This is a genomic window from Bacillus sp. FSL R12-0074 (assembly GCF_038005725.1).
Classification (GTDB): domain Bacteria; phylum Bacillota; class Bacilli; order Bacillales; family Bacillaceae_G; genus Bacillus_A; species Bacillus_A mycoides.
The window spans coordinates 1,285,940-1,298,846 of the sequence record NZ_JBBOTR010000001.1 but is presented as its reverse complement, the minus strand read 5'-3'; the positions used below and the strand labels follow the sequence as shown (position 1 = coordinate 1,298,846).

Below are 12,907 nucleotides of genomic sequence, written 5' to 3'. Positions count from 1 at the left end.
CCAGACACGAGAAGCAAACTCACTAAGATACCTCTGAGGCTTATCAGGCTTCCCTTTATGAGGCCTTATCCTATGGAGTAGTACAAATGGTTGCTATCTCATTAGATACACTTAGATAGACTCCTGTGAGGTCATTCTTATGGGTACATTGCGTACTACTTAGCCATACTCAGTAGAGATAGATAGCATAACAGGTATCACCTACCTTGTTAACATAACATATCTTATAATAAGTAACCGCATTAGTTACATCCAAGAGGTGAGCCTTAGAGCCACAAGGGATAGGTTACCTGTATGGGTATATAATGCATAATTATCACTATGAGTACGGCTGTATAGTGCTGTATAGATATACCATCCCGTCGTTGTACCTACAGGGTTTAGTCGGTTGGTTATGCACTATCTCATACAGTACATATGAGGGAGGATAACTACTGGGTAGTAGCTGATGGGGTGAATACTATTCGATATCCTAGTGTAGGGAAAGTCAGTCCATCGAGGTGGGGGTTTTGCTATTTAGTATCACCTCCCAGTTGCTACTTTATAAGTTGTTCTCTTGTAGGTACCCACGTGGTACACCTTGAACCGTATATTCATTCCAGTTAATTTATTTTCAACATATAGAGTTTTGTATTTCTTATTAAAGTTAGCTACAAAGTTCCTTGCATCAGCACCTATGAGAACGACTCTATCGTCACCAATGTAGAACTCAATAGCTGCCTGATCTAGATTATCGTGCCAGTTAACCCTCTTCTTAAACCATCCGAACATTATAATTCCTCCTCTTAGTTCTCATAAATAGTTATTCTATTTATTCCCAAGTTTTCCCTATCAATACCACCCTTGAGAACGTTAACTCAAAAGTTAAAACTGTGGAGGTCGTAGCAAAAGAGGGTTGACTAAATATTAAAACTACTTTATTATTTTCCATAAGAAACTCTAACTGAAGTGGTTCTCAATGAGGATAATAACTCGAGAGCCTTGATGCATATAAGTTTTACTGATCCCAAACCTCTACAGTTCACTGGGAAGTTCCCTTGACAGGGTGGAGGTCGTGAGTTCGAACCTCTCCGGGGTCATAAAAAAAGACACGATATCAACCTACTAGGTGATATCGTGTCTTTTTTTATCCAAGGCACTTCTTATAAAAACTAAAAATCTTACCAGTTAATCACTTCCCACCAAACATCTTCTCCAAAGACTTCGCATTGGCAAATAATACTTCTTTCAAGTTATCATCAGCAACGATTTTATAGTCGCCATCTTTGTTTTTCTTTAAGTTCAATGTAACTTCGCGAGTTGCCATTGCTGCATCTTTATCCGCTAAGTTTTTGACGATAGTTGATGTCATTGTTTTTTCGATTGCTTTTTCAGATTGTTCTTTGTCTTCGCTAAAAGCACTAGCAAAGGCCATTGGCATAACTTCTCCCACTGCTTTTGTTACAGCAACGGATAGATCAGCAGATGTAATTTTCACTTTCACTTCTGCTTTGTCATCCTTTTTCGATACTTCTTCTGGCTTTTCAAATTTAAAGTTTTTCGTAATTGCACTCAGCATTGCTTTTGCCTCAGCATCATCTGTTTTTTCATTTAGTTTATTAAATTCCTTGTCACTCTCAACAAATGTACGAGCCTTTTCTACATCACCTTTTTGTATCGCTGTTAAAAATTCTTCTGTAGTATCTTTCGGATTTGCACACCCTGCTAAAACACCTACTGTCAATCCTACTACCATCATTAACAGCAATAATTTCTGTATCTTTTTCACGTTCATTCTCCTCTTATCTTTTCTAGTAAGTCAGCATTATACAATAGTATGAAACTGACATTACAAACATTTTTTAGTATAGCATTTATATGATTCGTTTTCTATTCATTCCCAGAAGATAAAGGGCCTTGTAGCATTTCTACAAAGCTCCCTCTTCTATCAATCCGTATCCGTAGCGCAAATTAACCACATTTTATGCCCCTTACTATCTAACACCATCCAAGTATTATCCCATGCAACATCGTAAAACCAGTCCGTCCAAGGGCTTTGACTTTCGAACACTATAATATCCTCATAACGATCTTGGAACATGTATTGGCATACATCGCTCGCTAATTGCTTCGCAACTACCATTCTCTCTGGAAAATATTTATATGCTCCGCTTCTTATAATTTGAAATGCAATACTCCCATCAAGTATTACCGCACTATTATATTTAAATTGAAACTTATATTTTTTTGATGTATGTATTTTTAATTCCTCTAAGTTATTGATTATATCTAAAGAGTTGAAGACTTTTTTGAAAAAGTGCTCGTATCTATCTATTTCATAAGGTATTTCTTTGGAAAAATTTTCGTTATGTACTTTAAAACAGCTTATTACTGCTCCACCATTTAAGTTTTGTTTCTTAAATGTGTTTATAAGTTGCTCAATAGATGAATGGTTTGTTTCTATTTTTTCAAAAATCCCTACTTTCCATCTCATAACGCCACTACTCCCTATTAAAAATTTGTTTCTTCATTTATATTATAATACTTGCTTTAACATCAGCCTTACTATTCTATATTCGTCACCATAAGGTTCCTTTATGATTAATGGCGAATGAGCATTTTTTTCTTCCTCAATCATTGTGAATACTTCTGTTTTTTCTTTTAATGTATTAGATTCGCTATTGTTAGTAGGCTTTTTGCTTGTTTCAATTTTCTTCGTCACTTCGCCAAGTTTTTGCCCAACTTCTTCTGCTTTTGCAGGTTCATTTGTAACGTAGTATTCCTAGCCCTCCCATACTAATATAGGTGGTACATGTTCTCGTTTGTTACATATTATATAAGTAATACTAGCTATCAGTAGTAGACATGTTAATAAAAAGAAGATAGCTTTTTTGTTCATATACTATTCTCCTTATCTATCATTTTATTGGATTATATAATAGGAAATATAGTCACCAACTAGTTTTTATGGTGTTTTTTAGTATTAATTTCAAATAGAAAAACCTTACTATAAAGTAAGGTTCCGTTTTTAAGTTCTATAATGACTGATTTATTAAAACGATCATTACGATAATCGCTATAAACATAACAACTAAACAGCCGATCATTTTATAAAATCCTCTTTTCGTTAACGTCCCGCCTTGAACGTCTTTACGAATAAATAAGAATACGGCTAAAAATAATACAAGGCCCATGCCAAAAGCATACATCATTTGCATATGTTAATCTTCCTTTCTCTTTTACATCTTAATATCTTTTCGATAAAACAACAAACGATATAAAAACTGTACTCATCGTGAGTGCCATAAGTATGTTCAATAGTTCAGTAGCAGATAGTGTAAGTATTTTTAAGTTTAAGCCGATAGAGAAAAGAAGATAATATGCGGTTAGTGCAAAAAAGGTCACGAACATCCCTTTATAACGAATAAGCTTCATTCGCTCGTCTTTTTCTTTAAATTGTGGGTGCAAGTAACTTAGGCAGAAACTCATAATCATCATCCCAAGCAATGTATACGTTGGAGCCGGTGGTGCAGAATGCGTCATTATACCTGTTAATATCATAAATCCACTCATAAATAGAAAAATAATTCCCATCATAACGAAGTACTTTTGTGAATAGTTCATCTTTATTCCCCCTCTTCCTTTCCTTCATAAATAAATACATGTTCTATCGTTGTCTGAAATGTTTTTGCTATTTCAAATGCTAACGGAAGTGATGGATCATATTTTCCCTTTTCAATTGAAATGATGGTTTGTCTGGAAACTCCAAGTTTCTCAGCCAATTTTTCTTGAGATAGTCCAAATTTTTTTCGGTATTCAACCATTTTATTTTCCAAGGAAATTTCTCCCTCCTTCCTTATACCGAGTATATATGTAAAGTAAACTTTACGTCAAGTTTCCTTTACATTCATTTCGTCTATTTTTCATTCTATTTATATAGAAGAAACTTTTTCAAATTCAGCACGTCTATTTTGAAATGAAACATGGAACAATGTATATAGCCGTTACTATATCTCCTCTCCGTTTTTATGAAAATTTAATATCTCCATATTTGTTTTATCCTTTTAAAATGTTTCATTCTGCTCTTTATCGGGTGAAATGCGCTATTGTTTTTACGTTGTTTTTCGCCATATTTATAGAAACTAACGGTTTATGAAGCATTTTTTATGTATAGCCACTTTTTTTGTAGAAATCCTTCATTTTCCTTTCGATATTTAACACTATCGAGATAAAGTTTATGGTAAATTCATAATTTTTTATTTTTTATACTATATTCCGTTATATTGTTGTATAATATCAATGAAAGCGCTTATTATTCCAATATACATAATTCGAACTAAACTTTATCGAAACATTCTGATAGTTATACTTATATTTAAATGCAACAATTATAGGTATTAATGTAGGTATACCAAATATATCCACCCCGTTTTCCCGTGAAATTACTTTATAACATGAAAGATTAACTTGGGTGATAAGTTATTGTGAATGTTTTTTTACAAAACAGATAAGTAATAGTGTTTGGTATTATGTAAATTATTGTAATAACATAAGAGTAAAGAAAAACATTTACATTGATTATTGGTTCATCAATTATTGAAAAGAGCAAAATGCACCTTTTTGTATGGAAAAAGGATTATATGCATTGGGAGGTTTAAACAAATGACGAGGAAGAATACAACGACAAACCCTTGGGCCAAGTTCCATGGTCCGAACCTTGGTTATGTTATTGAACAGTATGATCTTTACGTAACTGGAGCAGGTTCTGTTGATCCGGAATTACAAGAGCTTTTTGAAATTTTTGGAGCTCCTTCGTTTCAAGATGATGTCGTAACAGGGGACAACACAGCAACACATTTTTCTCCTCAAAACACAGGGAACATTGAAAAGATTCTTAAAGTCGTTCAACTTGTTGAACAGATCCGTTCTTTCGGGCATACATTGGCTCACATTAATCCGATGGAAGATGCTGCAAACGGCCAATCTCTTATCGAGAAAACAATGAACGAACTGAGCGATGCTGACTTGAAAGCGATTCCAGCAAAAACAGTATGGCAAGATGCACCAGAGGGTATTCACACTGCACTTGATGTAATTCATAGATTAAAAGACGTTTATACAAAATCTTTAGCTTATGAATTTTCACATATACAAGATAGTGAAGAACGCGCGTGGTTGCATCAAATGGTGGAATCAAATTCATTGCGTCAACCATTATCAAATAAAAAACGAACTGCTCTTTTAAAACGTTTAGCTGCTGTTGAAGGTTTCGAGCAATTCTTGCATAAAACATTCGTTGGTCAAAAACGTTTCTCAATAGAGGGCGTTGATATGCTTGTACCTGTACTAGATGAAATTGTTTCTGAAGGTGCTAAAGGCGGCGTAGAAGATGTCATGATTGGTATGGCTCACCGCGGTCGTCTAAGCGTACTCGCTCACGTATTAGAAAAGCCATATAATCACATGTTTGCAGAATTCAAACATGCAAAAATAGAAGGTGCAGTGGCAAATGCTGGCTGGACTGGCGACGTGAAATACCATTTAGGTAGAGAACAAGTCGTTGGTAATGAAGAAGTTAGCACTCGTGTTACATTAGCAAATAACCCGAGTCATCTTGAGTTCGTTAACCCTGTTGTTGAAGGTTTCGCACGCGCAGCTCAAGAGAATCGTAAAAAATCTGGTCTTCCAGAACAAGATACTACAAAATCATTCGTAATTTTAGTTCATGGTGATGCTGCATTCCCTGGTCAAGGTGTTGTGTCTGAGACACTCAACTTAAGTAGATTGAATGCATACCAAACTGGCGGAACGATCCATGTTATCGCAAATAATGCAGTCGGCTTTACGACTGATAGCTATGATTCTCGTTCTACTAAATATTCAAGCGACCTTGCAAAAGGTTTCGATATTCCGATTGTTCACGTAAATGCTGATGATCCGGAGGCTTGTCTTGCTGCTGCAAACCTTGCGATCCAATATCGTACGCTGTTCAAAAAGGACTTCTTAATCGATTTAATCGGTTACCGCCGATATGGTCATAACGAAATGGATGATCCAGCAGTTACGCAACCACAAGTGTACAAAAAAATTAAAAATCACCCAACTGTAAGAGCAATTTATGCAGATCAATTACAATCTGCTGGCGTTCTGAATGCAGATGAGGTTGAAACAATTACTCAGTTTATACAAGAGGAATTAAAGGCTGAATACGCACAAGTGCCACCAGCTGATACGAGTGCTGCAACAATTCACGTTAAAGTTCCAGAGGTTGTTGCAAAAGGAATTCAACCGATTGACACTGGTGTTTCAATTGAATCACTTCGTGCAATTAATGAAGGACTATTATCTTGGCCTGAAGGCTTTAACGTATATCCAAAAGTGAAGAAAATTCTTGAGCGCCGTAAAGATGCTCTTGAAGAGAACGGTAAAATTGAATGGGCACTTGCTGAATCGTTAGCATTCGCTTCTATTTTGCAAGAAGGTACGCCAATTCGTTTAACTGGTCAAGATTCACAGCGTGGTACATTCGCGCACCGTCATATCGTATTACACGATACTGATACAAACGAAACATATTCACCATTACACCGTTTACCGAACATTAACGCATCATTCTCTGTTCATAACAGTCCGTTATCAGAAGCTGCTGTTGTTGGTTACGAATATGGTTACAACGTATTTGCTCCAGAAACTCTTGTGATGTGGGAAGCTCAATACGGTGACTTCTCAAATACTGCGCAAGCATTATTTGATCAATATGTTTCAGCAGGAAGAGCAAAATGGGGTCAAAAATCTGGTTTAGTTCTTCTATTACCACACGGTTATGAAGGTCAAGGGCCAGAACACTCTAGTGCACGTCCAGAGCGTTTCTTACAATTAGCTGCTGAGAACAACTGGACAGTTGCAAACTTAACGAGCGCGGCACAATACTTCCATATCTTGCGCCGTCAAGCATCTATCTTAGGAACAGAAGCTGTTCGACCGTTAGTGCTTATGACACCAAAGAGTTTATTACGTCATCCACTTACGCTTTCAACTGCTAGTCAGTTAAGCGAAGGACGTTTCCAACCTGCTTTAGAACAAGAAAACCTTGGTGCGAAACCAAACAAAGTAAAACGTCTTGTTTTAAGTACAGGTAAAATGGCAATTGACTTAGCAGCAGAAATCGAAAGTGGTAAGCATGAGTACAGCCTAGATGAAGTTCATATGGTTCGTATCGAGCAGTTGTACCCATTCCCTGCTGAAAAAGTTCAATCTATTATTAAACGCTTTAAAAACTTAGAAGAAATCATTTGGGTTCAAGAAGAACCTCGTAATATGGGCGCATGGCATTACATGGCTCCAATTCTGTTCGAACTAGCTGGGGATAAAGTGAAAACAGGTTACATTGGACGCCCGGATCGTTCTAGCCCATCTGGTGGCGATCCATTCGCTCACAAAGCTGAGCAAGAATTAATCGTTGCACACGCTTTAGATGTGAAGTACAACTTCCGTCAAGATAAACAAGAAATTGAAGTTTTCAGCAACTGAAAGTAACAATGAGTTTTTCAGGCTTGGCTGTGGCAGATAGTCTGCCACAGCCAGGCTAACAAATGGAGATTACCGAAGATTAAAGAAGATAAAACACACCGTTAGGCAAATAAGGGGAGGACATTTAAAATGATCGAAATTAAAGTACCTGAGCTTGCAGAATCTATTTCAGAAGGAACTATTTCACAATGGCTTATCAACGTAGGCGACAAAGTTGAGAAAGGTGGCAGCGTTGTTGAGCTTGAGACTGACAAAGTCAATGTAGAAATCATTGCAGAGGATTCAGGTATTGTATCGAAGTTACTAGGCGAACCTGGAGATACAGTTGAAGTTGGTGCTACTATCGCAATTTTAGATGCAAACGGCGCAGCGGTTGAAGTAAGCACACCTGCTCCGGCTAATGAGCAACCAAAACAAGAAACTACTGAAGCACCGAAAGCAGCAGCTCCAAGTGCTGAACAAAATAAAGCGTTGCAAGGTTTACCAAATACAAATCGTCCTATCGCATCACCAGCTGCTCGCAAAATGGCTCGTGAATTAGGAATCGATTTAAACGAAGTACGTAGCACAGATCCACTTGGACGTGTGAGACCACATGATGTACAAGCTCACGCTGCAGCGCCAAAAGAAGCACCAGCTGCTCCAAAACAAAGTCCGGCTCCAGTTGCAAAAACTGAATTTGAAAAACCAGTTGAGCGTGTGAAAATGTCCCGCCGCCGTCAAACAATTGCAAAACGTCTTGTAGAAGTTCAACAAACATCTGCAATGTTAACTACATTTAACGAAGTTGATATGAGTGCAATCATGGAATTACGTAAAGAACGCAAAGATGCTTTCGAGAAAAAACATGATGTACGTCTTGGCTTTATGTCATTCTTCACAAAAGCAGTTGTTGCAGCATTAAAACAGTTCCCATTATTAAATGCTGAAATTCAAGGCGATGAGCTTATCATTAAAAAATTCTATGATATCGGTATTGCAGTAGCAGCTCCAGATGGATTAGTTGTTCCAGTTGTACGCGATGCTAACCAATTGAACTTCGCTGAAATTGAAAGCGAGATTCGTAATTTAGGTCTGAAAGCACGCGATAATAAACTTTCATTAAAAGAGCTACAAGGTGGTACATTTACAATTACAAACGGTGGCGTGTTCGGTTCTCTAATGTCGACACCAATCCTAAATAGTCCACAAGTAGGTATTTTAGGGATGCATAAAATCCAAGTACGTCCAGTTGCGATCGATAACGAGCGTATGGAAAACCGTCCAATGATGTACCTTGCACTATCTTACGATCACCGTATTGTTGATGGTAAAGAAGCAGTTAGCTTCCTTGTTGCTGTTAAAGATATGCTTGAAGATCCAAAATCATTATTATTAGAAGGTTGATAGATTATTAATCTATTAAAGGCTGTAGAATGAATCATTCTACAGCCTTTTTTCATTATGTTCATATGGGACAAATCACACTACATAGACTAATAATGTATGCCTAAAACGTAAGGGGGATAAACATGAATAACCTTCCAGTTCATGCAAAACTTAAAGCAAATAAGGATACTTTCTTCCTCCCCGATTCAAACGGGGGTGTTTACTTTCGAAATAACTCCAGTTCATTCCGTATGGATGGTGATGGAATTTATGACTGGATTGAGAAATTAATGCCTATGTTTAACGGTAATCATTCTTTGACAGAAATAACCGATGGTCTCCCTCTCCCCTATCAAAATCGTGTATTTGAAATTGGAGAGATTTTATATGAAAATGGTTTCGTTCGTGATGTAAGCCAAGATGCTCCCCACGAATTAAACAGTGCATTACTCGACAGATATGCTTCGCAAATTGAGTTTTTAGAAGCTGATTCCCATTCAGGCGCTTTAAAATTCGAAACGTACCGCGCAGCAAATGTGCTTATAATTGGTTCTGGCGATATGCTTACTTCCCTAGTTTCTTCTTTATTAGAATCTGGTTTACCTACATTTCATTATCTTGTTACAGATCGTGCTGAAACAAACTACAATCGAATTCATGAATTAAGCGAACGTGCATATGCAAATGATGACAATGTACTCATTCAAGAAATAGATATTACAATTGATCGCCCTTTACATGAAGTATTCGAGCCTTTCGACTGGATTTTATACGTTTCCCAAAATGGAGATATTGAAAGTTTAAGAGCAATCCATACTATTTGTAGAGAGTTTAAGAAAAATTTCATACCAGCTATTTGCTTATCAAGAATTGGTTTAGCTGGACCCGTCGTAACCGCAGACCGTGAAGAATGCTGGGAATCAGCTTGGCATCGTCTACACGAAACTACTTTACAAAGTGAAAATCCACCTGAACCTTTCTCACCAATTGCATCTGCAATGTTAGCAAATGTTATCGTTTTTGAGTTATTTAAACATGTCGCTGAAGATTCACATAGGCAGCATAATCCTCAATTCTTTTTATTAAACTTGGAAACACTTGAAGGAAAGTGGCACCCTTTCATAAAACATCTTCTCGCAACCGATGAAACCTTTACAATTGATACGGTGCAAAATCTTCAAGAAAACCTTGCCCAACGTTCCGGACAATATACTTCAACTGAACTTTTTCGTTTTTTTGATGCGTTAACTTCTAAAGAAGCTGGCATATTCCACATGTGGGATGAACAAGATTTATACCAATTGCCTTTATCACAGTGCAATATTCAAGTTGCAAATCCATTATCAGACGGACCTACCTCTCCCCTTCCTACTATAACTTGCGGTGGATTAACTCATAATGAAGCACGCCGCGAAGCTGGTTTAACAGGCGTTGAAACATATGTAGCTGAAATGATTCATCGTCTTATCCCCGAACATACTGATATCGGTATTGGTGCTGGGGAAACGATGACAGAAGGTGTATACCGAGCACTCCAAAAACATTTAAATAATAAGTTATATGAACGCCAATCACATATGCTAGAAGAGATTACAGAGCTTTATTTAACCGAAATTCATGATAAACATTGTAGGTTTTACTACGATGCTCTCTCTACAATTCATGAAATACCTAAAGTAGGAATGAGTGAGGAGTTACTTGGTTTTCCTGTCGTTTGGATCGGTATTAATGATAGATGGTATGGTGCGGCAAATATTAATATAACACTCGCATTAAGAAATGCTCTGCAACAAGCACTCCTTCATATTCAAAATGAAGAGATTCCTTATAAAGCTAATATGTTACCGGAATCATCCATTGTTTTATATAGTACGGATCCTGTTAGAGTAGCAATACAAGAAGAGGAAGAAATTCCAGGCGTACAGTCTTTACAAGTTGCTTTGCAAAATTTAACGGAAAACAACTTGTATCCATTCGTTTTTGATTTAGCTATTGAGTCATTTTTAAGAGACAACTTAGACGGTGTATATGGGGTATTAATTGCAAAGGAGGATGACCAATGACTCAAAACATACTACTTATAGGAGATGGCCTACTCACAGACTATGTACATGAGCAATTGTGCAAGCAATATTCACTCATCCGCCAGCATACAATTACAGAAGCTCTCCCTGAAAACATTCATCTTGCTCTCGTCTTACATGACGGGTCTCCTTCTTCCGTACATCGTGATGCTGAGCTTATCTTTCGCTCAAATAATATTCCGTGGCTTCGCGCGTTTACTTCGTTTGGTGAAGGTATTATCGGTCCTTACGTGAAGCCTCTTACAACTGGATGTTCCCACTGCGCTGATGGACGCCGGTTTATAGCTGGCTTTGATCAAAAAGAAATGTGGGAACTACAACGAAAATATGCATTAAAAGCAGAGAACGTGACGAGGCGTGATGTACGCGCCACCCAAAATGGAATGTTACAAATGTGCCAGCTCATTCATGCTGAAACAGAGAAAATATTAGCTCATGGATATTCTTCTTTAGAAAACGAACTCATTTTACTGGACTTACAAACGTTACAATGTACCCGGAATTCGTTTCTTCCAGACCCTCTCTGTCCGGTATGCAGCAATTTGCCTGACGATACAGCAGATGCAGCGCAAATTTCTTTACAACCAAGTTTGAAAACGAGTACTGAAACGTATCGCTGTCGTTCCATTCATGAGCTAAACACATTTTTAACGAGAGACTATTTAGATTACCGGACTGGTATTTTAAACGGTAAAATGCAACATTCTCTATTACCGTTTGCTGATGTCATTATAAACATGCCGTTACTGTTTGGAAATGAAGGTGTCGCGGGCCGGACTCATTCATTTTCACTTAGTGAAGCAACCGCTATTTTAGAAGGTTTAGAACGCTATTGCGGTATGTCGCCTCGTGGAAAAAAAACAAATGTACATGGCAGTTTTCGTGAGCTAGAAGATATTGCACTGAATCCCCTCACACTTGGTGTGCATACAAATGAACATTACAATCGTGATAGTTTTCCATTTAAGCCGTTTGATCCTGATTATGAGCAAAACTGGGTATGGGGATATTCTTTATTACAAAACCGACCACTTCTAGTTCCAGAATCAATCGCTTATTATAGCCTTGGTCATAGAGATGCTTTCGTGTATGAAACATCAAATGGATGTGCAATTGGTGGTAGTTTAGAAGAAGCAATTTTTCACGGCATTTTAGAAATTGTAGAGCGTGACGCCTTTTTGCTCACTTGGTATGCCGAATTACCTCTTCCCCGTCTCGATCTTAGTTCAGCCAATGATACTGAATTGCAACTAATGTTGGAACGCTTACGCACAATTACTGGATATGAATTATACGTTTTCAACGCGACGATGGAACATGGTATTCCGAGCATATGGGTCATTGCGAAAAATACAAGGCAAGATGGTATGAATCTCGTCTGTGCTGGCGGCGCACATATGGAACCAATTCGAGCTGTAAAAAATGCAATTCACGAAATAGCAGGCATGTTACTTATAACAGATGAAGAGCTTGAACAAAAAAGAGAGAAATATGAACACTGTTTACAAGATCCCTATCTTGTTTCGCAAATGGAAGATCATAGTATGCTGTACGGATTGAAAGAAGCTGAAGAGCGTCTTCACTTCCTTTTACGTGATGATGCTCCAGTGCAAACGTTCCAAGAAATGAATGCATTACAATCATTTGATATGGATTTAACATCTGATCTTCATCAACTTTTAAACAGGTTACATCAATCTGGACTTGAAGTAATTGTTGTAGATCAAACGGTCCCCCTTATAGAAAAGAACGGCTTACATTGTGTAAAAGTAATTATTCCAGGCATGTTACCGATGACGTTCGGTCACCATCTCACTCGGGTTACAGGACTGGATAGAGTGTATACCGTACCGATGACACTTGGATATTGGGCTGAGCCTTTAACGAATGAAAGTTTAAATCCACATCCGCATCCGTTTCCATAATTCATAGTGAGGGGGAAATTT

The 12,907-nt window shown here is 37.5% G+C and carries 10 protein-coding genes and 1 pseudogene; 4 read left to right on the top strand and 7 right to left on the bottom strand.

What is annotated here, in order from left to right; genetic code table 11:
• Positions 1 to 522: 522 nt before the first annotated feature.
• The 7 genes and pseudogenes from NSS97_RS06705 to NSS97_RS06675 all read right to left on the bottom strand — a co-directional run bounded on the left by NSS97_RS06705 (position 523) and on the right by NSS97_RS06675 (position 3,815).
• On the bottom strand, positions 523 to 771 hold the full coding sequence (locus tag NSS97_RS06705) for a polyprotein (RefSeq protein WP_341111989.1): 249 nt from the start codon (positions 769 to 771) through the stop codon (positions 523 to 525).
• A gap of 400 nt (positions 772 to 1,171) precedes the next feature.
• Complete coding sequence (locus NSS97_RS06700) at positions 1,172 to 1,768, bottom strand: hypothetical protein (protein WP_002126039.1); 597 nt, start codon at positions 1,766 to 1,768, stop codon at positions 1,172 to 1,174.
• Between the two features lie 159 nt (positions 1,769 to 1,927).
• On the bottom strand, positions 1,928 to 2,473 hold the full coding sequence (locus NSS97_RS06695; protein ID WP_107887000.1) for a hypothetical protein: 546 nt from the start codon (positions 2,471 to 2,473) through the stop codon (positions 1,928 to 1,930).
• Positions 2,474 to 2,515: 42 nt separating this feature from the next.
• Positions 2,516 to 2,878 (bottom strand): annotated as a pseudogene (locus NSS97_RS06690) (hypothetical protein).
• Between the two features lie 136 nt (positions 2,879 to 3,014).
• Complete coding sequence (locus tag NSS97_RS06685; protein WP_002086895.1) at positions 3,015 to 3,197, bottom strand: DUF3976 domain-containing protein; 183 nt, start codon at positions 3,195 to 3,197, stop codon at positions 3,015 to 3,017.
• Between the two features lie 28 nt (positions 3,198 to 3,225).
• Positions 3,226 to 3,603, bottom strand: a complete 378-nt coding sequence (locus NSS97_RS06680) for a hypothetical protein (protein WP_044437847.1) — start codon at positions 3,601 to 3,603, stop codon at positions 3,226 to 3,228.
• A gap of 2 nt (positions 3,604 to 3,605) precedes the next feature.
• A complete protein-coding gene (locus NSS97_RS06675) occupies positions 3,606 to 3,815 on the bottom strand; it encodes a helix-turn-helix transcriptional regulator (protein WP_000428506.1) in 210 nt (69 codons plus the stop codon).
• Positions 3,816 to 4,641: 826 nt separating this feature from the next.
• On the opposite strand from NSS97_RS06675, the gene odhA reads away from it, so the two are divergent.
• From odhA to NSS97_RS06655, 4 genes are all read left to right on the top strand, one after another.
• Positions 4,642 to 7,509 carry a 2-oxoglutarate dehydrogenase E1 component gene (odhA, locus tag NSS97_RS06670; RefSeq protein WP_002186381.1) on the top strand — a complete coding sequence of 956 codons (2,868 nt, stop codon included), beginning with the start codon at positions 4,642 to 4,644 and terminating at the stop codon, positions 7,507 to 7,509.
• Between the two features lie 129 nt (positions 7,510 to 7,638).
• A complete protein-coding gene (gene odhB / locus NSS97_RS06665; protein WP_044437846.1) occupies positions 7,639 to 8,895 on the top strand; it encodes a 2-oxoglutarate dehydrogenase complex dihydrolipoyllysine-residue succinyltransferase in 1,257 nt (418 codons plus the stop codon).
• A gap of 125 nt (positions 8,896 to 9,020) precedes the next feature.
• Positions 9,021 to 10,940 (top strand): putative thiazole-containing bacteriocin maturation protein, encoded by a 1,920-nt coding sequence (locus NSS97_RS06660; protein ID WP_044437844.1) that lies wholly within the window; start codon positions 9,021 to 9,023, stop codon positions 10,938 to 10,940.
• The gene (locus NSS97_RS06655) at positions 10,937 to 12,886 is read left to right on the top strand and encodes a TOMM precursor leader peptide-binding protein (RefSeq protein WP_044437842.1); all 1,950 of its coding nucleotides are present in this window, start codon (positions 10,937 to 10,939) and stop codon (positions 12,884 to 12,886) included. The genes NSS97_RS06660 and NSS97_RS06655 overlap by 4 nt, the downstream gene beginning before the upstream one ends.
• Positions 12,887 to 12,907 lie beyond the last annotated feature (21 nt).

What these genes read in the sequence shown, in the direction of transcription:
- NSS97_RS06705 (WP_341111989.1), bottom strand. Translation starts at nt 771, where the DNA reads ATGTTCGGATGGTTTAAGAAGAGGGTTAACTGGCACGATAATCTAGAT.
- NSS97_RS06695 (WP_107887000.1), bottom strand. Translation starts at nt 2,473, where the DNA reads ATGAGATGGAAAGTAGGGATTTTTGAAAAAATAGAAACAAACCATTCA.
- NSS97_RS06685 (WP_002086895.1), bottom strand. Translation starts at nt 3,197, where the DNA reads ATGCAAATGATGTATGCTTTTGGCATGGGCCTTGTATTATTTTTAGCC.
- NSS97_RS06680 (WP_044437847.1), bottom strand. Translation starts at nt 3,603, where the DNA reads ATGAACTATTCACAAAAGTACTTCGTTATGATGGGAATTATTTTTCTA.
- odhA (WP_002186381.1), top strand. Translation starts at nt 4,642, where the DNA reads ATGACGAGGAAGAATACAACGACAAACCCTTGGGCCAAGTTCCATGGT.
- odhB (WP_044437846.1), top strand. Translation starts at nt 7,639, where the DNA reads ATGATCGAAATTAAAGTACCTGAGCTTGCAGAATCTATTTCAGAAGGA.
- NSS97_RS06660 (WP_044437844.1), top strand. Translation starts at nt 9,021, where the DNA reads ATGAATAACCTTCCAGTTCATGCAAAACTTAAAGCAAATAAGGATACT.
- NSS97_RS06655 (WP_044437842.1), top strand. Translation starts at nt 10,937, where the DNA reads ATGACTCAAAACATACTACTTATAGGAGATGGCCTACTCACAGACTAT.